The 18,922-nt window shown below is 56.4% G+C and carries 17 protein-coding genes; 4 read left to right on the top strand and 13 right to left on the bottom strand.

Annotation, left to right across the window (positions count from 1 at the left end; genetic code table 11):
* Window positions 1-185 precede the first annotated feature (185 nt).
* Both RBH33_RS07845 and RBH33_RS07840 read left to right on the top strand, forming a co-directional pair.
* Window positions 186-2,030 carry a glycoside hydrolase family 9 protein gene (locus RBH33_RS07845; RefSeq protein ID WP_306731604.1) on the top strand — a complete coding sequence of 615 codons (1,845 nt, stop codon included), beginning with the start codon at window positions 186-188 and terminating at the stop codon, window positions 2,028-2,030.
* Between the two features lie 80 nt (window positions 2,031-2,110).
* Window positions 2,111-3,100, top strand: a complete 990-nt coding sequence (locus tag RBH33_RS07840; RefSeq protein ID WP_306731603.1) for an alpha/beta hydrolase — start codon at window positions 2,111-2,113, stop codon at window positions 3,098-3,100.
* Window positions 3,101-3,123: 23 nt separating this feature from the next.
* Here RBH33_RS07840 and serA read toward each other — a convergent pair whose 3' ends face one another.
* The 3 genes from serA to RBH33_RS07825 all read right to left on the bottom strand — a co-directional run bounded on the left by serA (window position 3,124) and on the right by RBH33_RS07825 (window position 7,635).
* Complete coding sequence (serA, locus tag RBH33_RS07835; protein WP_306731602.1) at window positions 3,124-4,353, bottom strand: phosphoglycerate dehydrogenase; 1,230 nt, start codon at window positions 4,351-4,353, stop codon at window positions 3,124-3,126.
* Window positions 4,354-4,458: 105 nt separating this feature from the next.
* Window positions 4,459-5,184: a tRNA (N6-threonylcarbamoyladenosine(37)-N6)-methyltransferase TrmO gene (gene tsaA, locus RBH33_RS07830; RefSeq protein ID WP_306731601.1), complete on the bottom strand. Its 726-nt coding sequence runs from the start codon at window positions 5,182-5,184 to the stop codon at window positions 4,459-4,461.
* A gap of 48 nt (window positions 5,185-5,232) precedes the next feature.
* Window positions 5,233-7,635, bottom strand: coding sequence for a response regulator (locus RBH33_RS07825; RefSeq protein WP_306731600.1), 2,403 nt, complete (start codon window positions 7,633-7,635; stop codon window positions 5,233-5,235).
* A gap of 171 nt (window positions 7,636-7,806) precedes the next feature.
* Between RBH33_RS07825 and RBH33_RS07820 the strand changes: the two genes are divergently transcribed.
* On the top strand, window positions 7,807-8,355 hold the full coding sequence (locus RBH33_RS07820) for a glutathione peroxidase (protein WP_306731599.1): 549 nt from the start codon (window positions 7,807-7,809) through the stop codon (window positions 8,353-8,355).
* A gap of 15 nt (window positions 8,356-8,370) precedes the next feature.
* On the opposite strand, the gene hemW is transcribed toward RBH33_RS07820, so the two are convergent.
* Window positions 8,371-9,549: a radical SAM family heme chaperone HemW gene (hemW, locus tag RBH33_RS07815; protein WP_306731598.1), complete on the bottom strand. Its 1,179-nt coding sequence runs from the start codon at window positions 9,547-9,549 to the stop codon at window positions 8,371-8,373.
* A 55-nt stretch (window positions 9,550-9,604) separates the two neighbouring features.
* On the bottom strand, window positions 9,605-10,282 hold the full coding sequence (locus RBH33_RS07810; RefSeq protein WP_306731597.1) for a Pr6Pr family membrane protein: 678 nt from the start codon (window positions 10,280-10,282) through the stop codon (window positions 9,605-9,607).
* Window positions 10,283-10,318: 36 nt separating this feature from the next.
* Here RBH33_RS07810 and RBH33_RS07805 point away from each other — a divergent pair, with 36 nt between their 5' ends.
* Window positions 10,319-11,077, top strand: a complete 759-nt coding sequence (locus tag RBH33_RS07805) for a ThuA domain-containing protein (RefSeq protein WP_306731596.1) — start codon at window positions 10,319-10,321, stop codon at window positions 11,075-11,077.
* A gap of 719 nt (window positions 11,078-11,796) precedes the next feature.
* On the opposite strand, the gene rdgB is transcribed toward RBH33_RS07805, so the two are convergent.
* The 8 genes from rdgB to metX all read right to left on the bottom strand — a co-directional run bounded on the left by rdgB (window position 11,797) and on the right by metX (window position 18,874).
* Window positions 11,797-12,387: an RdgB/HAM1 family non-canonical purine NTP pyrophosphatase gene (rdgB, locus tag RBH33_RS07800; RefSeq protein ID WP_306731595.1), complete on the bottom strand. Its 591-nt coding sequence runs from the start codon at window positions 12,385-12,387 to the stop codon at window positions 11,797-11,799.
* Between the two features lie 3 nt (window positions 12,388-12,390).
* The gene (locus RBH33_RS07795) at window positions 12,391-12,849 is read right to left on the bottom strand and encodes a DUF4426 domain-containing protein (protein WP_306731594.1); all 459 of its coding nucleotides are present in this window, start codon (window positions 12,847-12,849) and stop codon (window positions 12,391-12,393) included.
* A 116-nt stretch (window positions 12,850-12,965) separates the two neighbouring features.
* Window positions 12,966-13,337 carry a DUF4168 domain-containing protein gene (locus tag RBH33_RS07790; protein ID WP_306731593.1) on the bottom strand — a complete coding sequence of 124 codons (372 nt, stop codon included), beginning with the start codon at window positions 13,335-13,337 and terminating at the stop codon, window positions 12,966-12,968.
* A gap of 240 nt (window positions 13,338-13,577) precedes the next feature.
* Window positions 13,578-13,973 carry a DUF4168 domain-containing protein gene (locus tag RBH33_RS07785; protein WP_306731592.1) on the bottom strand — a complete coding sequence of 132 codons (396 nt, stop codon included), beginning with the start codon at window positions 13,971-13,973 and terminating at the stop codon, window positions 13,578-13,580.
* 219 nt (window positions 13,974-14,192) lie between these two features.
* A complete protein-coding gene (locus tag RBH33_RS07780) occupies window positions 14,193-15,566 on the bottom strand; it encodes a sigma-54-dependent transcriptional regulator (RefSeq protein ID WP_306731591.1) in 1,374 nt (457 codons plus the stop codon).
* Entirely contained in the window at window positions 15,563-17,041 is a 1,479-nt protein-coding gene (locus RBH33_RS07775) for a sensor histidine kinase (RefSeq protein WP_306731590.1), read from the bottom strand. The genes RBH33_RS07780 and RBH33_RS07775 overlap by 4 nt, the downstream gene beginning before the upstream one ends.
* Window positions 17,042-17,105: 64 nt before the next feature.
* A complete protein-coding gene (metW, locus tag RBH33_RS07770; protein ID WP_306731753.1) occupies window positions 17,106-17,705 on the bottom strand; it encodes a methionine biosynthesis protein MetW in 600 nt (199 codons plus the stop codon).
* Window positions 17,706-17,719: 14 nt separating this feature from the next.
* Window positions 17,720-18,874 carry a homoserine O-succinyltransferase MetX gene (gene metX / locus RBH33_RS07765; RefSeq protein ID WP_306731589.1) on the bottom strand — a complete coding sequence of 385 codons (1,155 nt, stop codon included), beginning with the start codon at window positions 18,872-18,874 and terminating at the stop codon, window positions 17,720-17,722.
* Window positions 18,875-18,922: the final 48 nt, after the last annotated feature.

The raw sequence follows: 18,922 nt of genomic DNA, 5'->3' as shown, positions 1-18,922 counted from the left end.
TTGGCGCAAAAAGCGTCGTGGTTAAGCGGAAACCCAGGCGGACAGGGGCGTGTGGATGGACATAAAGACAGTGGCTGGTTAGCATAAGCGCTCTTGTTTCCGCCCCTAAGGGAAGCGCGCATTGGTTTATGGCTCCCAATCCATGGCTGGTGTTATAAATAATAATCATATTAAGAGGTTGGCCTATGACTCCCTTGGCTCGTTTTTTCCTGGCATCGGTTTGCGCCCTGCTGATTACCGGCTGCGGCAGCTCGGGTGACAATCCCGGCGCCCCCAGCTCCAGCTCTGAATCCAGTAGCAGTTCCAGTTCTGAATCCAGCAGTTCCTCCAGCAGCAGCTCTTCGAGCTCGGTTTCAGCGGCCAGCCAACTGATTAAACTGAATCAAGTGGGATTCCTGTCCGCCGGGCAGAAGCTGGCGGTGGTGCCAGAGGTCAGCGCGGATACCTTTATTCTTGTGGTAGCGGGCACCGACGACGAGGTGTTCAGTGGCAGCCTGAGCGCCGCCGCCACTTGGCCCGCTTCTCAGGAGTCCGTGCATCTGGCCGACTTTTCGGAATTCACTGAGGAAGGCGTTTACCAGGTGCGGGTTGAAGGCCTGGAAGATTCGCCCTCCTTCGCAATCTCTGCCGATGCCTATGTGGAGCTCAATAAGGCAGCACTGAAAGCGTTCTACTTCAACCGCGCCAGCACTGATCTGGAGGAAGAGCATGCGGGCATTTACGCGCGCCCGATGGGCCACCCGGATGAAGAGGTGCTGATTCATGTGTCGGCTGAAAGTGGCTCGCGTTCCGCTGACGATATCATTTCCGCCCCCAAAGGCTGGTATGACGCCGGCGACTTCGGCAAGTACGTGGTCAACTCCGGCATTTCCACCTATACCTTGCTGGCCGCCTATGAACACTTTCCCGAATACTACTCCGCGCAGGATGTGAATATCCCAGAAAGCGGTGGCCCCCTGCCCGATATCCTGGCCGAGGCGCTGTGGAACATAGAGTGGATGCTGGATATGCAGGATGAAGATGGCGGGGTATACCACAAGCTGACCACTCTGAATTTCGCCGGCGCGGTCATGCCCCACCAAGCCACCGCGGAGCGCTACGTCATCGGTAAAGGAACCTCAGCGACCTTGAACTTTGCTGCGGTTATGGCTCAAGCGAGCCGGATTTGGGACGCTTACGATGAAGACCTGGCGGAACAAATGCTAACGGCGGCCGAGGCGGCCTGGACGTGGGCCGAAGCTAATCCTAGCGTAAGATATAACCAATCCGCGATGAACGACGCGCTAAGTGATAGTGGTCAAGAAGACATGCAAGTCTACACCGGAGAATACGGTGGCAATAATCTGGCCTCCAATCGCTCTTGGGCAGCCGCCGAGCTGTACATCACCACAGGGGAGTCCAGTTATTACGATGCGGCCACCAATATCGATATATGGGTGCCCGCCTGGCCGGACACCCGCGGGTTGGGCTGGATGTCCCTGGCTCATCACCGGGATAACTTGCCCGAAGAGGCCGATCTTGATCTGATCGAGAATCGCATAATGAATGTGGCCCAACAAATGCTGAACCAAACCCAGTCCTCAGCTTATCGCGTTGGTATGGGCACCGGGGATTATTACTGGGGCAGCAATGCCAATGTTCTCAATCGGGCCATGATGTTGCTACAGGGTTACCGGCTCAGCGGTACGCCGGAGTTACGCGATGCCGCCCAATCCAAACTGGATTACATCATGGGCCGCAACCCAACCGATTATTCCTACGTGACCGGCCAGGGCAGCAAAACGCCCATGCACATTCACCACCGGGCTTCTCGGGCGGACGGCATTGACGAGCCGGTGCCGGGTTTTGTTGCCGGCGGGGCCAACCCTCAGAATCAAAACGACTGCGGTGCCAGCCGGTATCCGTCCACGGTGCCTGCGCTTGCCTATTTGGACGATTGGTGCAGCTATTCCACCAACGAAGTCACCATCAACTGGAATGCGCCCTTAGTGTACGTCTCTGGCGCTTTGCAGGCCCTTTCAGAAGATTAACGCCACAACGTTCGGCGGGGGCAAGTGTCCCCCGCTGCTCTTTGTTACACTGAGCTCCGGAATCCACGGAGTTCAGCCTTTTGAGTAATCCACTGTTTAATGATCTGGCTCAGCGCTTGCCTGCCTTAAGGTTTGATCCAAAGGTGGATGGAGAGTGGGCGCTGGATGTGGAGGCCCAAGCCTACTTGGATTACTACAACATTAACCTGACCCGGGACTATTCCGATGTGTGCCACGGCTTTGGGCGTGTCAGCGCGGCGGGGTTTAGTGTAGCTACCCACTACTGGCTGCCAAAAAATCCCCGGGGCACCCTGGTGGTGGTACACGGTTATTACGACCACGTAGGGCTGTATGACAAAGCACTGCGTTTTGGACTGGATCAAGGCTACGCTGTCTTGACCTTTGATTTGCCCGGTCACGGCCTGAGCACAGGAGCTCATGCCAGTATCGACTCCTTCGATCAGTACGCTGATGCGTTGAACGATGTTCTCAACGCGGCAGAATCCTTATTGCCCAGCCCCTGGCATTGCCTCGCCCAAAGCACCGGCGGTGCTGCGGTGCTCAACTATCTTTGGCGCCACAGCAACAATCGCCTGGAGCGTATCGCCCTGTGTGCGCCTCTAATTCTGCCGTTTGCCTGGCGCATCAATCTGTTCGTGTATTGGTTGTTGCGGCTCTGGGTAAAACGGGTGCGGCGGGTTTTTGTGGACAGCAGCCATGACGAGGCCTTCAATCATTTTGTGCGTGAGCGCGATGGTTTGCAGTATCGCTATCTGCCCGTAACCTGGGTGACTGCCATGCGCCATTGGGACAGTCAGTTTTTTCGATTCCCAAGATCGGACAAGTCATTGTTGGTGGTGCAGGGCACCGGGGATACCACCGTGGATTGGCGCTACAACTTGATGCAGATCCGGCGCAAACTGCCGCACGCACACACTCACATGATTAAGGGTGCTCGGCATCACTTGGTTAATGAAACTCCGCCGTATCGGCAACAGGTGTTTGCGGCGATTGCTCAGTGGCTGGATGGTGGTGAATCGATTCGGAAGGAAAAGAGCACCGCTCCCTGAGCGGTGCTCTACTGGGTGTGCTCTTAAAACAGTACCCGGCAGCGAATGGTGCCTTCGATTTCCCGCAATTGTTTAAGCGCCTGGGCGCTGTATGGGGAGTAAATATCCAGCACTACATAACCGACTTTTTCATTGGTTTGTAGATACTGAGCGGCGATGTTGATGTCGTTGTCGGAAAACACACGGTTGATGGCCGACAGTACGCCCGGTACGTTGGCGTGGACGTGCAGTAGCCGGTGTGCGTCCGGATGCCCCGGCAGAGCCACTTCAGGGAAGTTGACCGAGCTGGTGGTAGTGCCGTTGTCGGAATATTTAATAAGTTTCTCGGCCACTTCCACGCCGATGTTTTCCTGAGCTTCTACGGTGGAGCCACCGATGTGCGGCGTGAGGATGACATTGTCCAGGCCACGTAGCGGGCTGACGAACTCCTCCTGATTGCCTTTCGGCTCCACTGGAAATACATCGATGGCCGCGCCGGACAGCCGCTTTTCCTCAACGGCTTTGGCCAGGGCTTCGATATCCACCACGGTGCCGCGCGAGGCGTTGATCAGCACCGCGCCCTGTTTCATTTGCGCCAGTTGTTCCGCGCCCATCATGTTGCGGGTTCCGGGTGTCTCCGGCACATGCAAGCTGACCACATCGGACTGGTTCAGGAGGTCCTTCAGGCTGCGCACCTGTGTGGCGTTGCCCAGTGGCAGTTTGGCCACCACATCGTAAAAACACACTTTCATGCCCAAGGATTCAGCGAGCACGCTCAGTTGGCTGCCGATGGAACCGTAACCTACCAAGCCAAGGGTTTTGCCACGAATTTCGTAGGAGCCGGCTGCGGATTTAATCCAGCCGCCGCGATGGCAAGCAAAGTTTTTCTCCGGAATGCCGCGCAGCAGTAAAATGGCTTCGGCCAACACCAATTCGGCCACCGAGCGAGTGTTGGAGAAAGGCGCATTAAATACCGCTACCCCATGCTCTTGCGCGGCTTGCAGGTCCACCTGATTGGTGCCGATACAGAAGCAGCCGGCGGCGATCAGTTTTGGGGCGTTTTCGAACACCCGACGTGTGAGCTGCGTGCGTGAGCGCAAACCGACGAAGTGAGCATCTTTCAGACGCTCGATCAGTTCATCTTCCGCCAGAGCGGTTTTCAGGTAATCGACATTGGTGTAGCCGGCCGCTTCCAGAGTGTCCACGGCTGAAGGGTGTACGCCCTCCAGCAGCACAAATTTGATCTTGCTTTTGTCCAGCGATTTTTTGCTCATGAACGCGATAACCTCAACTGATTGGTTGGCCGATGGCGTGCGAGGAAGTGAAAAAGGGTGCGCATGATAGCATAGAGTCGGCGCTCTTGCGGGCGCGCGGTAAGCTTATCTCCCCGGCGAAGCTCGCGCGGAAACTTCTTCCACCACCAACTTATGGCTCGTTCCCGAGGCTTGATAACGCCAGCGCACATCCAGCCCCAACAATTCCATGCCGTACCGGCGCTCCGGGTCCGGGGCTTGGTACTGCGGTCGGGGGTCCTGCTGCAAAATTTGCCGAATCAGGGTCTCGAGATTCTCGTTTCGGTCCCGAAAGCGCGCGCATGCGGCCAAGGCTTCTGGAGTGAATCCAACGGGCCATGTTGTCGGCGGCTGCTCGGCAATACCGTTGCGAGCCTCGGCCAGCGCATCTGTGTAGGGTACGTAAGGTTTTATGTCCAGCACCGGAGTGCCATCGAGCAGGTCGATACCGGACAGCTCCAGCCACAGCTTGCCGGGTTCGCGCCCGATGCCTTCGAGCTTGACCGCGGAGAGGCCAATGGGGTTGGGCCTAAGGGGCGACCGGGTGGCGAAGACCCCCAGACTCTTGTTGCCCCCGAGCCGGGGCGGGCGAACCCGCGCTTTCCATTGTTTTCCTGGAGGACGGTGGAACACAAACTGTACCCAGATATGACTGCAATCTTCCAGGCCCACCAGCGTTTGAGGGTCGTCGTACGGAGGGATTAGTTCCAGTTGCGCACGAGCCGCTGGCACCAGGCCGGGTTGGCGTGGCACGCCGAACTTGTCGGTAAAACAGGAACGGATATAGCCGATGATGTGAAATTCAAACGACATGGGTTTGGCCGATCAGCGGTTTTGCGGCAAGTGCCCCTGTTTTGGGTGTCACTCTCTGGGCGGAGATTGTAGCAGGCCCATACGCTCGAAAGTGGCGTACAGTTTATTCAGGGTAATGGGTTTACCCAGGTAATCGTTCATTCCACAGGCAAAAACCGCCTCTCGGTGTTCCTGCAGGGCGTGTGCCGTCAAGGCCACAATTGGGGTGGCGTCCAAACCGTTGCGGCGCTCGAACCGACGGATGCGACGTGTGGCTTCAAAGCCATCCATTTCCGGCATTTCGCAGTCCATCAGAATCACATCGTAGCGAGATCGATTTTGTTCTATGGCGGCAAGCGCTCCCGCTCCGTTTTCCACCAGCTCCGGTTCTATATGCATCTTGCCCAGCAGCCCCTTGACCACCATGCGGTTCACGGCATTGTCTTCCGCCACCAGCACCTTGAGGTGTGAGTAAAGCTGATAGTTCACGGGCGACTTTTTGCGAGGGCTGCGCTGTTCGACTTCCTGCCCCATCAAGCCGGCCAGCTCCTGACGTAGGGCTCGCGTCGATATAGGCTTGCGCATTAGGCTGCGAATGCCAAGTTGTTCAATTTCTTCGGGTTCTGCTTGCAGTTCGCCAGCGTTCAGGCAAAAGCGCGGTATCGGTTGAATGTAAGCTTGTTGGTGTAGCCAGCGGGCCAGTTCGATGCCGTCCATATCTGGCAGGTGGCAGCCGAGCGCAATGAAATCAGGCAGTTCTTTGCGTTCGTGCGCCGCTTGCAAGGTGGCCATGGCCGCCTGACCCTCAGTAACGTGCTCGAGGGTAATGCCCCAGTGCTGACAGTATGGCGCGAGAAAAGAACCCAATTTAAGGCAGGGTTCAATAAGCAGTAAGCGGCGCCCCCCCAGGAGGGCTCGTAGCTCCTCTTGTTTTTCGTAGTGTGGCGTTGCACCAGTCGCTCTCAACTTGGCGGTAAACCAGAAAGTGGCGCCTTGTCCCTTGACGCTATCCAACCCCAGTTCCCCACCCATGAGTTCGACCAGGCTTCGGCAAATAGCCAGACCTAAACCGGTACCACCATACTGGCGGGTGGTGGATGAATCGGCTTGGTTAAAGGCATCGAACAACTGATCCTGGGTATCGGCCTCAATGCCGATACCCGTATCCTGCACGGAAAAGTGCAGCACGGGTTGGTCTGAGGTGCTGGTAGCATCCAAAGTGACTTCCAACGCCACATGGCCCTCGCTGGTAAATTTAAAGGCATTGCCCAGCAGGTTGATGATGATCTGCCGCAGGCGTGTCGGATCTCCTTCTAGGCAGGAAGGTACGTCCGGGTGTACCCCTCCCATGAGGTCAATGTTGCGTTTGCTGGCTGTGGCCCCGAACAAATGCAGGCAGTCGTCAACCAGGCCTTCCAGATCAAAGCTGGCCACTTCCAGCTGCATCTTACCGGCTTCGATTTTTGAGTAGTCGAGAATGTCATTGATGATGTCCAGCAGGCTTTCACCGGAGCGATGGATCACATCAAGATAATGTTGTTGCGTTTCGTTCAGTGGCGTATCGCGCAAAATATCCAGCATGCCAATAACGCCGTTCATAGGCGTGCGAATCTCGTGGCTCATGGTGGCCAGGAACTGGCTCTTGGCCCGGCTGGCGTCTTCCGCCTCCATCTTTTGGCGGCGGGTTTCCTTCTTCTCTTCCTTTTCCGAAAGTAGTGCCAGCTCAATGGCATGACGCTGTTCGATATCCTCCAGCAGCGTTTCCCGCATGTGATTAATGGCGTTGACCACATTATCCAGCTCATCGGATTTTTGGTCTGGTTTGATTCGGTTCAGGCGCAGCGGGGTCGTTAAGTTGTCCAGGTGCAAGTGTCGGGCATAGTGAGCAATGGTGTCCATATGCCGGGTCAACAGGGTGTGTACTAACCACAGTATGAACAGGGCAATAATGATCGTCTTGGTGCCTTGAATGCCGACAATAAAGAAGGTGCGGTCCCAAAGCCGGGCGTAAATATTTTCCAGGCTGGCGGTAATGGTTAGGGTGCCCAGCTGTTCGCTGGTAATGGTGGCGTCTTCATAGACCAGGGGGTATTCCCGCACCAGGAATTGATTTGGTTGAGCGTCAATGTCTTCCTGCGTCACCTGTCGGGAAGCGACCCGGGTGCGCTCGCGGTCGCTCCAGTCACGCCAGCTGACCTGTACCTGTACCACATCCTCTACATCCAGCAGGCTGTCGATTTGAATGGACAGTTGCTCCTGATCGAAACTCCACAGGCTTTGGGTAATGCTGGCGAGGGTGCTGATTTTTACCTGATCAATGCGCTGGTTGAGTGCATCCACATCATCGTGAAAAGTGGCGTAGAGCTGCATTAGAATCGCCACCAGCGTAATGGCGGAGCTGCTCAGTATGATCAGCCCAAGAAGCCGGGTGGCGATGGGGTTTTCCCGAGTGTAGCGCATGGTTTTGAGCATGAATGTCCCTTAAACGCTCGAAGAGCTTTCAAAGTGTAGCAGTTTGCACCGACCTATTGGGGGTGGAGAGTGCAAAGTGCGCCAATTTTTTGCGCCAAGCTTGAGCCCTGCAGAGTGTTGTTTTGTGTGCGTGCGTGCTAAATTCGCAGAACCTAAATGCGGAGAACAATCATGAATGCTCGCCACTATTTCCCCCTGGTTCTTTTGCTGCTGGCGCCTCTTGCCTGGGCCTCCTGTCCGCCCCACCTTGAGGGCGAGTACCGACGTTTGCACAGTACGGAAAGCGTCGACTTGTGTCAGCACTTTGAGGGGCGACTTCTGTTGGTGGTTAACACGGCGAGTCACTGTGGCTTCACCCGGCAGTTTGAGGGGCTGGAAGCGGTGCACCAACGCTACCAAGATAAGGGCCTGGCCGTCGTCGGCTTTTCCAGCAATGACTTTAATCAGGAGGCGGATTCCGAAGCCGAAGCGGCTAGTGTTTGTTACGAAAACTTTGGCGTGACCTTTACCATGCTGGCGCCCACCGCTGTTACCGGCGACCAGGCGAACCCCTTGTTCCGTGAGTTGGCGGTTCAGAGTGAGCCGCCGGGTTGGAATTTCAACAAGTATCTGTTGAGCCCTGATGGATCAGTGCTGGCGCATTTTGACAGCCGAGTTGAACCGGACTCGGAAACCGTTATGACGAAGATTGAAACGTGGTTGAACGCTCAAGATGACTAACTGGGACGTTTCTGACTAGGAATAGCGCCCCAGTACGTCATTGAGAAAACGCCGGCCCAAGGCGGTGGTGGTTAAGCGGCTATTGTCACTCCCCACCAGCCCCAGGGTGCGCAGCTCGGACCACTGAGGCTCCAACGCATCCATACCTAACCCCGTGCGTTCACGAAAGATCTCAGCGGTCACGCCTTCATTGAGACGCAGCGCGTTCAGCAAAAAATCCAAAGGCCGCGCCTGGGGTTCCATGAACTCTTGTCCGGCCATAAATGGGTTGCTGTGCTCCGTCACGCCCGCTGAGGGCTTCCCTTTCTCCAGATAGTGCTTGGGCAAGCGGGTTTTCCAAAGCCTGAGAATTTGAGCCTGCTCGGGTAAAGTGATTTTACCGTGAGCACCTGCGCCGACGCCCAAGTAATCCCCGTAGCGCCAGTAATTGAGATTGTGGCGCGCCTGCCGACCCGGACGAGCGTAAGCGGATACTTCGTACTGAGCGTAACCGGCTTCCGCCAACAATGACTCACCGCTTGCCTGAATATCGGCGAGACTGTTTTCCTCCGGGAGGACAGGCGGCGCGTTGTAAAAAGCGGTGTTGGGTTCGATGGTCAGTTGGTACCACGAGACGTGCTCAGGCCCCAAATCCAGCGCCTGCTGCAAATCGGCGCGCGCCCCGCGCGTGTCCTGATCTGGCAGGCCGTGCATCAAGTCCAGATTGAGGTTGTCGAAACCCGCTCGGCGTGCAACACCTACGGCGCTCAACGCTTCCTCCCCGCCATGGATGCGGCCCAGTCGAGCCAGCTTCTGCGGGTCGAAACTCTGAATACCAATGGATAAACGGTTAACGCCAGCGGCGCGATAGGCCCGAAAACGCTCTTGCTCAAAGGTGCCGGGATTGGCCTCCAACGTGATTTCTATGTCTGGCGTGAAGCCGATAAGTTCTTCGGCATCTTCAAGAATCCCGGCGATCGTAGCCGCTGAAAATAAACTGGGCGTACCGCCACCGAAAAAAATGCTGGTCAATGGTCGCCCCTGGGCCAGGATCCGGTCGGATTCCAAATCCGCCCGCAGAGCGGCTCGGTATTCCGCTTCCGGCAGAGTTTGGCCTGCCTGGTGGGAGTTAAAGTCGCAGTAGGGGCACTTGCGGACGCACCAGGGGATGTGAACGTAAAGCGCCAGAGGTGGCAAGTGCAGGCGTTGAGTCATAAGGCGGTGTGGCTAAACAGCGGAAAACGCCACTATAGCACGGCTAGCGAGCGGATTAGCGGCCGCGAGTGGGGATACGGACTTGCCACCGGGCCAGCGCCAGAAACAGCACGCTCAAGCCCACAAACAGCGCCAGTAATCCCGAAACTCTCAGCAGGACGGCGCCGACACCCAGTGTGGTCACATCGAAAAACGGATAGGGATATTGGCCGGTAAAATGCCCCCTCAGCAGCGTCGCCGCCGCATAGATCAGCGGATAGGCTGGCCACCAAAGTAGATGCGACACGGTTAAACCGCGCTTAGGCGCAGCGCACCACCAATAAACGACAAACAGCGCGGGAATAACGTAGTGCAGCAGAACATCCACCAACCGCCACAACCCCTGCGGTTGCCACAGATTTCGCAGCAAAATATGGTAAATCAAGGCCACCAAGGCAACACTGACTGCGGCTAGCGTGCTCGCTGATGGTCCGCTCAAGGTGCGACCGAGTCGGCTCGTCGTGGCCGTCGTCAAAACCAGCGCGATTAGAAGAGTGGTCAACACGGTAAAGTTCTGAAAACTGGCCAGAGCACCGTACAGGGCGGTCCCGCCTTCCTGCACCGCTACCGTGGCACCCAGATACACCCGTAGTGCTAGCGTAGCCCACACCAGGGCAGCAAACATTTTGGTTAAACCCGCCTTCAGCGAGCTTTGGCGCGCTGAAAAGTTGAATTGGTTGCGGTCGCGGTTCACTATGTGCCCCATCCCAAAAAAAGAGAGAGCGACATCATGCCCCAGTTCTTTAACCTTGCCAAAATTCTACTTGCCGTTTGTGTGCTGTCGGCTTGCACTGCCGAGCCGGAACAGCGCAACTCCATTCGTGTGTTATTGGTCACCGGTGGTGGTTGGCACGACTATGTCGCGCAGGAGCCTTTACTGACTCAGGGCCTCAGCGAGCGTATTCCCGAGATTGAATGGACCATAGTGCACGAGGGCGACAAGCAGGCGGATCACCACATCTCCGTTATGCAAGAAGACGATTGGGCCGCGGATTACGATTTGGTGGTACACAATACCAGCTTCGGTATGCTCACCGATGGCGAGTTTGTGGAGCACATGGTGCAGCACCATATGGGAACCCCCGCCGTATTGATTCATTCCGCCGTGCACAGTTATCGTCGCGCCGAACCCACCGCTGAGCCCTGGTTCCGTTTTGCCGGTCTGCAGTCCATGTGGCATGAAGATGAGCGGGTGTTTACCGTGGAAAATGTCGCTCCGGAAGATCCCATCATGGCCGCTTTCCCAGAAAAATGGGAAACCCCGGTGACCGAAGAGCTGTACGTTGTGGAAAAAATCTGGGCCGACATCACACCACTGGCCCGCGCCTATGGCATAGAAACCGAAACCTATCACACCGTGGTATGGAAACACGAAGTGGAGAACACCCGCGTATTTGCCACCACGCTGGGGCACAACGTGGATATGTTTGAGCAGGATGTGTACATGGATACGCTGGCGAAGGGTGTGCTGTGGGCGTTGGGTCGTTAGTTGTTAACCACTAGAATTAATTCGCGAGCGTTACCTTGCGTGTAACGTAGTAATGATCGTCATCCCCGCGAAAGCGCGCCGCTGTCTGGAATAGATGTTCGGAGCTTCGTAAGCAAGTACATGGGCCGCGCAGGGTGAGTGTTCAGCAAACGTCGTAAACCCATCCCTGGGGACTGCCTCAAAAGGTCCCTCTTTTGAGGCTTGCTGAACACTCACCCTGCACGCCCCACCTTGCATCGGGCCATCGAGCTCTTTTCCCAATCCCCAACCCTTTGCCAGCAACAGCGGGGAGCTCCTCAAGAATGCGTTAGTTTCGTCTAGGAGGGCGATTCGCAGGAGGCTTTTTGGAACTCTCACAAGAGTGAGCTTGCGAGTTGCTTGGGTGCATCCGAAGCTGGGTTTGTTCAGACCTATGAACCCGGAACGCCCAATTCTCTTATCTCCCGAAACTTCCAGAGTGGCACTGCGGAGAGTGGGGCAGGTATTCCCGGACCGTATGCAGCAGGGGTGAGGGCAAGCGTTTGCAAGGCACCGCCTTGCGCGCAGACTGAACGACCGAAACCTACGGTTGAGGGCCGGCCCGCTTGCGGCTGCATCCGAGCTTACAGGGATGTATTTACAGCGTGTCCGGGTGTGCCTGCCCCACTCGCAGCACCCTACTAAAGCTCGTGGATTAGGGCTCCTGGTCGCGGCGGTCGATTCGCGTCGATGCTCTAGGTTCAGTTTGTCAACGCCGCCAACAATTGCTGAGTGGCAAGGGCACGGTGGCTGATTTGGCTTTTTTCTGCGGGCGCCAACTCGGCGGCGCTGCATCCGTGGCTGGGGACGTAAAAGAGTGGATCGTAGCCAAAACCCCCTTCACCGCGGGGCTCGGTCAAGATCGTGCCTTTCCACTGGCCATGAAACAGCAGCGGGGTTGGGTCTTCAGCGTGACGCAAAAACGCCAGCACACAATGGTAGCGGGCTCCGCGTTCAGCTTCGGGGATACCATCCAAGTCCTGCAACAGCCGTTGATTGTTATCGGCATCCGTAGCGTTCGGGCCGGCGTAGCGTGCCGAGTAAATCCCCGGCCTGCCCTGCAAAGCATCCACCGCCAGACCGGAATCGTCCGAAATGGCGGGCAGACCAGTATGGGCGCTGGCGTGGCGGGCTTTGAGAATGGCATTTTCCACAAAGGTTAGCCCGGTTTCCTCGGCGCTTTCCAGATCAAAGTCGCTCTGTGGTTGCACTTGAAAACCGCAGCGTGCGAGTAACTGCTGAAACTCCCTTAGCTTGCCGGCATTGCCGCTAGCTAAAACCACCGCCTGCACTGACTACCTCCCGTCCACATATAGGGTGCGGGAGAACTTCATCTCAAATGGCGCGCGTTCCGGCTCTGGTTGCACTTGCAGAGTGATGTTGAAGGTCTCCTCGTGCGAGTGACGCAAGGTGGCGATGTAATACGTCGCCTGGCCATCAGACATTTCCTTAAAGTCCAGCTGTTGCTGCTGTTGAAGCAGATTGGCAGCCGTGCCACGGACTTCCGCAGGCAGGCCCAGAGTGCTTGCCCCGTTTTCGCTTTTAGTAACGCTCACGTTGATGAGAGTCCGGTCAGCTGCGCGTACCAAACCATAGGTTTCTGCAATATCCGGCTCAATGAACGTGCTGTTAAACACGCTGTACTGAACCGTGTAATCACCAAACTGTTGGCTGCCAGTCTGGGCAATTGCGGACAGGGAAAACAGTAGCATCAGTAGCGCAGCGGCGCATTGGTATGGACGAAGTAAGGACATAGTTCGGCTCCCAGAGGTAGAGCAAAGGTGTGAAAGGTCATTCTACAGGATCCTACGAAAAAGGGGCCAATATGGCCCCTTCGGTTTTCTGCGAACTGTGCCGCCGACTTGGCGGTTTATTGCGGCTGGTGCGCTTCCACCAGTGCAGCGACGGCATTTTGAATGTCTTCGCGGACTTCTTCGCTCTGGTTGGCTTGTTGGGCTATGCCCTGATAGTCAGAAATGGACAGTCCGGAGTCAGTGACCGCCTGCTGCATTTTGGATTGCGCTTCTTGCTGCAGCTCAGTGGCTTGCTCGGGATCTTCCACTTGCTGCAGCCTAGTGGAGTATTCCTGGTTAATAGTCTGTACGGCGACGTAAGCTTCGGCAAACATACCGATGTCTTCAGAGCTGATCTGCTCGGCTTGCTGAGCACTGGCGCCCAGAGTGAACAGCATGCCGGCGGCAGCGAGAAGGGCGATCAGTGGGTTACGGATAGATTTACGCATGGAGAATGTCCTCGTGGTTCTAGTTTACGGGGGTTTTGATACCGGTTATGAGTACTCGTTGTTAAAGCAATGGGCTCGCCAAGTGGTTTTATTGCGCTAAGGCACTGATTTTAATGAATATTTGCAGGTTTAGTGAGGTGCGTGGGGCCTGTCGGCGTGTGCTTATGTGCCCATGTGTCAAAATGATTCACTGAGTGGGAAAACTCGAGGGCCGGAGCCCTCGAGTTGGCACAGCCAAGTTTATTGTTGGCCTTCAATTTGAGAAGTCAGTGCTTCTTCAATTTGATTGCGCAATTGCTCATCCTGACCAGCTTGGTTGGCAATTTGCTGGTACTCAGAAATGGAGAGCCCCGCATCGCTGATCGCTTCCTGCATCTTGTTCTGAGCTTCTTGCTGCAGCTCGGTGGCCTGCTCTGGATCATCTACGTCCTGAAGGCGTTGGGTGTACTCCTGATTGATTTCCTGAACCGAAATGTAGGCATCGACAAAGTTGTTTACGTCTTCGTCGGACACGTCCATTGCTTGAGGTTGTCCGCCCGGGGGTTGTTGCTGGGGAGCCTGAGCGCTGGCGACAGTGGAGCCCAACATCAGACCTATGGCGGTGAGAAATGCCAGTAGTGTGGTTTTAATGCGCATAGTCTTGTCTCCTTTGATGAAAATCGTTGCACACCAATTGCTGTGCTTAAGTACCTTTCGGTAACAAGACTAACGCAAGGCCTGTGCCAGGAGCGGGTAAGGCCTTTAACTCCTTGTTTTAGAAGTATATTTTTAGAATTCTAGAGGGCGCGAAACCGGTAAAAAAGCTGTGCGCGGCCGCCCATGTGTCACATTGGCCGGTTTCCGGCACGCAAACGCTCAATCGGATTCCAGCCATCGATAAAGCGTGCGCCGGCCTATATGCAGAACTTCCGCCGCCCGGCGCTTGTTTCCATCGAGTTGGTCGAGCACGTAGTGAATGTAGCTACGTTCCACGCTTTCGAGTGGCACCAATTCACCCTCAGCAGTGGGCGGGACCCAGTCATCCCCGCTCACTGGTTTGGCTGCTGGGGCAGTCGCCCGCACCCTTGGCGGTAAATGTTCAGGCCCTATGTGGGTTTCGGTGCAGAAAGTCACAGCGCGCTCCATTATGTTGGCCAGCTCGCGCACATTGCCCGGGAAACTGTATTGGCGTAGCAGTTCCAATGCTTCGCTAGTCAATCCATCCACTGGCTGCTGACGACGCTGATTCAACTGATTGATTTGATGTGCGATCAATCTCTCCAGGTCATCTCCGCGTTGGCGCAGCGGCGGTACGTCTATGGCAAAAGTTTCGAGGCGATAGTACAGGTCTTCCCGAAACCGGCCTTCGGCCACCTCTTCCGGCAGCTCCCGATTGGTGGCGGCGATGATGCGCACGTCCAGTTCCTGTTCGGTATTGCTACCCACCGGCCGAACGCGGCCATCTTGCAGGATGCGCAGCAAGCTGGATTGCATCTCTAGAGGCATTTCGCCGATCTCATCCAGCATCAGTGTGCCGCCGTGAGCGGCGGCAAAAAGACCGCGGCGCGCCTTAGTGGCGCCGGTGAAAGCGCCTGCCGCGTGTCCGAACAATTCGCTCTCGAGAAGGTTGGCCGCAATGCCACCGCAGTTAATGGCTACGAAAGGGCCGTCCCGCCGTTCGCTCTCCCGGTGAATGGCGCGCGCCACCAGCTCTTTGCCCACACCGCTTTCACCGGCGATCAAAACCGGCCCATCGGCTCTGGCCAACTGTCGAATTTGTGTGAACAGTTGGCGCATGTTGGGGCTGGCGCCGATCATGCCGTGAAATTCGCCTTTATCCAGCAGTCGCCGGTAATAGCTCAGCTCCTGTTCCAATTGCTGTCGCTGCAGGGTTCGGGCAACGGACAGCCGCAAATGGTCCAGGTCCAGGGGCTTGGTGAGAAAATCGTCGGCACCGCGCTTCAATGCATCTACCGCCTGATCGATGGTGCCGAAGGCCGTAATGGCAATAAAACTTGGCTTCAGCGGCAAGGGTCGTAGGCTTTCCAGCAGGTCCAGGCCGTTGCCGTCCGGTAGGTGCAAATCGCTGATCACCAGCTTGGGCATCTGTTCGCCCATAAATGCTTGAGCAGAGGTCAGATCTCCGCGCCCGGTACAGGCGTGGCCGGCATCTTCCAGCTCTTCCAAAAGAAGTTGGCGCAAGTCCGGGTCATCTTCCACGACCAGAATATCGGCGGGTGTATCGGTCATGATTTGCCTTCCTCCGTTTGGCGGCGCAAGGGTAAAGTTATTTGAAAACGGGCTCCGCCCAGAGGGCTTTGATCTATGTGAATCTGACCGCCATGCTCAGCGACCACGGCGTTTACCACGGCCAGGCCTAACCCGGTGCCAACCCCTACGGGCTTTGTCGTGACAAAAGGCTCCAGTAATCGACTGCGAACTTTTTCCTCAATGCCGGGGCCGTCGTCTTCCACGCACAGGACGAGATTTTCCTGGTCGTCGCAGTGCCAATTCAGGCGCACTGTGCCGCTCGGCGTGGCTTGTATGGCGTTGCGCAACAAATTGATCAAGGCTTGTTCCAGGCGCAGGCGATCACCGTATATGGGCGGGCAGTCGCCCGGCTTATCGATAAGAATCTGCACGTCCTGGCGCAAGCGTTCGTCTTCCACCTGTTGCAGAGAGGACTGCACCAAATCATCGGCGCGCATGTCCCGGTGATCCGGGACCACAGGGCGGGCAAAGTCCATCAGTTGCCGGATGATGCGTTCCATGCGGTACAGCTGTTGGCGAATGTCATTGAGTGGCTGCGCATCTTCGGCATCCACTGTGCGCAAAGCGCGTTGCGCCTTGCCGTCCGCCACGCTCAGGGGGGTGCCCAACTCGTGGGCGACGCCTGCGGCGAAACGGCCGATGGCGGCCAACTTTTCGCTTTGATGCAGCTGCGTTTTAAGATCGTTTTCTCGGTCCCGGCGGGCACTGATTTCCCGCTCCGAATCGAGGATACTGTCCAGCATGCGGTTGACCCCTTCCGCCAAATAGCGGATTTCCGTGGGGCCTTTGGATTGCAGGCGATGATGCATATCGCCGCCCGCAATGTGCGCCATACTCTTGCCCATGCCTTGAATGTGTCGGCCAATGGCACGCTGGTAACCCAGCCAGACCAGAATCAATACCAGCAGTGCCGAGCCCGACAACACCAATAGGGCGCGCGTGCGAAACTCCCCAATTTGATGCGCAAAGTCGCTGCCGCGCCGGGTAACCTGCAGTAAGCCGTTGATGCGTCCGCCGCTGTCGGTGAGGGGCATAAAGTAGGAAAAAACCTGCTCGCCTTCCACCTCGTCGAACGCGCCGCGCTCGCTGCCCTCGGTTGCCAGGGTGGCGGCTTCGATGTCCTGCACCTGTATTTTTCTCGGCCCTTCGGCGGAAATGCGCTTGCCGTCGCGATCATAGACATACACGCCGTACACGCGACCGATTTCCCCCGCCGAGCTGACCGTGCGCCGCAAGGTGAGTTGCAAGTCGTGTTCTAGGGCGTGACTCAGGGGGCGATGAATGGAGCGGGCGATGAGTTCTATGTCATCCTGTAAACCGGCTTCGGCGGCTTGCTCCAAACGGTGCAGACTGAAACCGGCGCTGATGACCATAACCAGCAAGAACGGCACTAGAACAAAGATCAACAGTGCCGTGCGGATGTTGTGCAACGATAAAAAACGTGGAAATCCCATGGCTGGCCATCTGATGTGAATGGCCTCCCATGCTAACACAATTGTTTTATCTGCCCCGAGCGCCTTACTTTTGCACCGCCCGGCACAGATGATAAAGGGCGGTTTCGCCAAACAGATTGGGTGCCAGATCTTTAAAGTATTTGGACGATTTCTCGTTCACCACTTCCCGGTGCAGTACCGTGATGTGTTTTTCCGCACACAGTGATTCAAAATCACGCACCGTACAAAAGTGAATGTTGGGGGTGTCGTACCATTCGTAGGGAAGTAGGTCCGATACCGGCATGCGTCCGCTGACCGCCAGGTGCAGGCGTGCCTTCCAGTGCCCAAAGTTAGGGAAGGTGACGATACACTCCTTGCCCACGCGCAACATTTCATCCAACACCACATGCGGAAAATGCATGGTTTGCAGTGCTTGTGCCATCACCACTGTGTCAAAGCTGTTGTTGGCGAAGTTGCCCAGTCCCAGGTCAAGATCGTGCTCAATAACATTGAGTCCTTTTTCGATGCAGGCGTTGATTTGTTCAACTCCGATCTCCAGGCCGTAGCCCAGCACCTGTTTGGTGTCCTGCAAATGCTTCAGGAAAGTGCCATCGCCACAACCCAAATCCAGAACTCGACTGCCCGGTGCGATCCAGTTTTGTGCTTCGCTGAGATCCAGGCGCATGGTGTGGTTGTTGTTCATTGCCCCACCTCCTGAGCTACACCCGCCATGTAAAGCGTGAAGGCGCGGTTGTAGCGTTCACTGGGCAGTAGAAAGGCGTCGTGTCCGTAAGGCGATTCCACTTCTACGTAGGTTACGGGTTGCTGCGCGCCAATCAGTGCATCCACCATTTCCCGTGAGCGGCTGGCGGGAAAGCGCCAGTCGGTACTGAAAGACACCACAAAAAAGCGGCAGCGCGCGTGACTGAAAGCGGCTACCGGATCGTGGTCGTACTCACGCGCCAAATCAAAGTAATCCAATGCGCGGGTAATCAGAATGTAGCTATTGGCATCGAAGGTGTTGGCGAAGTTATCCCCTTGGTAGCGAAGGTAACTCTCCACCTGAAATTCCACCGGGTCATCCTTGCCTCGAGCAAAACTGCCGCTGCGCAGATCACGCCCAAATTTTTCGCCCATGACGTGATCGGACAGGTAGGTGATGTGGCCAATCATGCGTGCCACCGCCAAACCGTCTTTAGGGCGGGTATCGTGTTCCAGGTAACGACCACCGTAAAAATTGGGGTCGGCCATAATGGCTTGGCGGGCGGTTTCGTTAAAGGCGATATTCTGGGCGCTGAGTTTCATGGCCGAGGCGATTACTACAGCGTGGCGCAAGCGCTCTGGATATTCCAGTGCCCAGCGGGTGACTTGCATGCCGCCCAGGCTGCCTCCGACGATGGCTGCCCACTGCTCAATGCCAAGTTCATCCGCCAGGCGAGCTTGAGTCTCGACCCAATCACGGACGCGAAGTTTGGGGAATTCCGGACCCCAGGGTTTGCCGGTGTCCGGATTAATGCTGGTGGGGCCAGTGGAGCCGTGGCAGCCACCCAAATTGTTGGGGCACACCACGAAAAACCGGTTGGTATCAATGGCTTTACCCGGGCCGATGTAGTTGTCCCACCAGCCCGGTTTGCGGTCGTCCATGCTGTGATAGCCCGCCGCGTGGTGGTTGCCTGACAGAGCATGGCATATCAACACCGCATTGGATTTGTCGGCGTTGAGTTCTCCGTACGTCTCGTACACCAATTGGTATTCGGTCAGGGTTTTGCCGCAGGCCAGCGTCAGTGGCTTGCTGCAGTGCATCACCTGGGGGGTGACCAAGCCTACTGAATCTTGGGGCAAAGTGTCGGGCATGGTGGTCTCGATTCGGGAAAACAAGTGGCGCCAGCGTGGTGAGCTGCG

Origin of the sequence: Marinimicrobium hydrolyticum (assembly GCF_030848505.1) — a bacterium.
In the GTDB taxonomy this organism is placed as follows: Bacteria; Pseudomonadota; Gammaproteobacteria; order Pseudomonadales; family Cellvibrionaceae; genus JAVDDU01.
The sequence above is the reverse complement of the archived record's forward strand: the minus strand, read 5'-3'. Positions and strand labels throughout refer to the sequence as shown.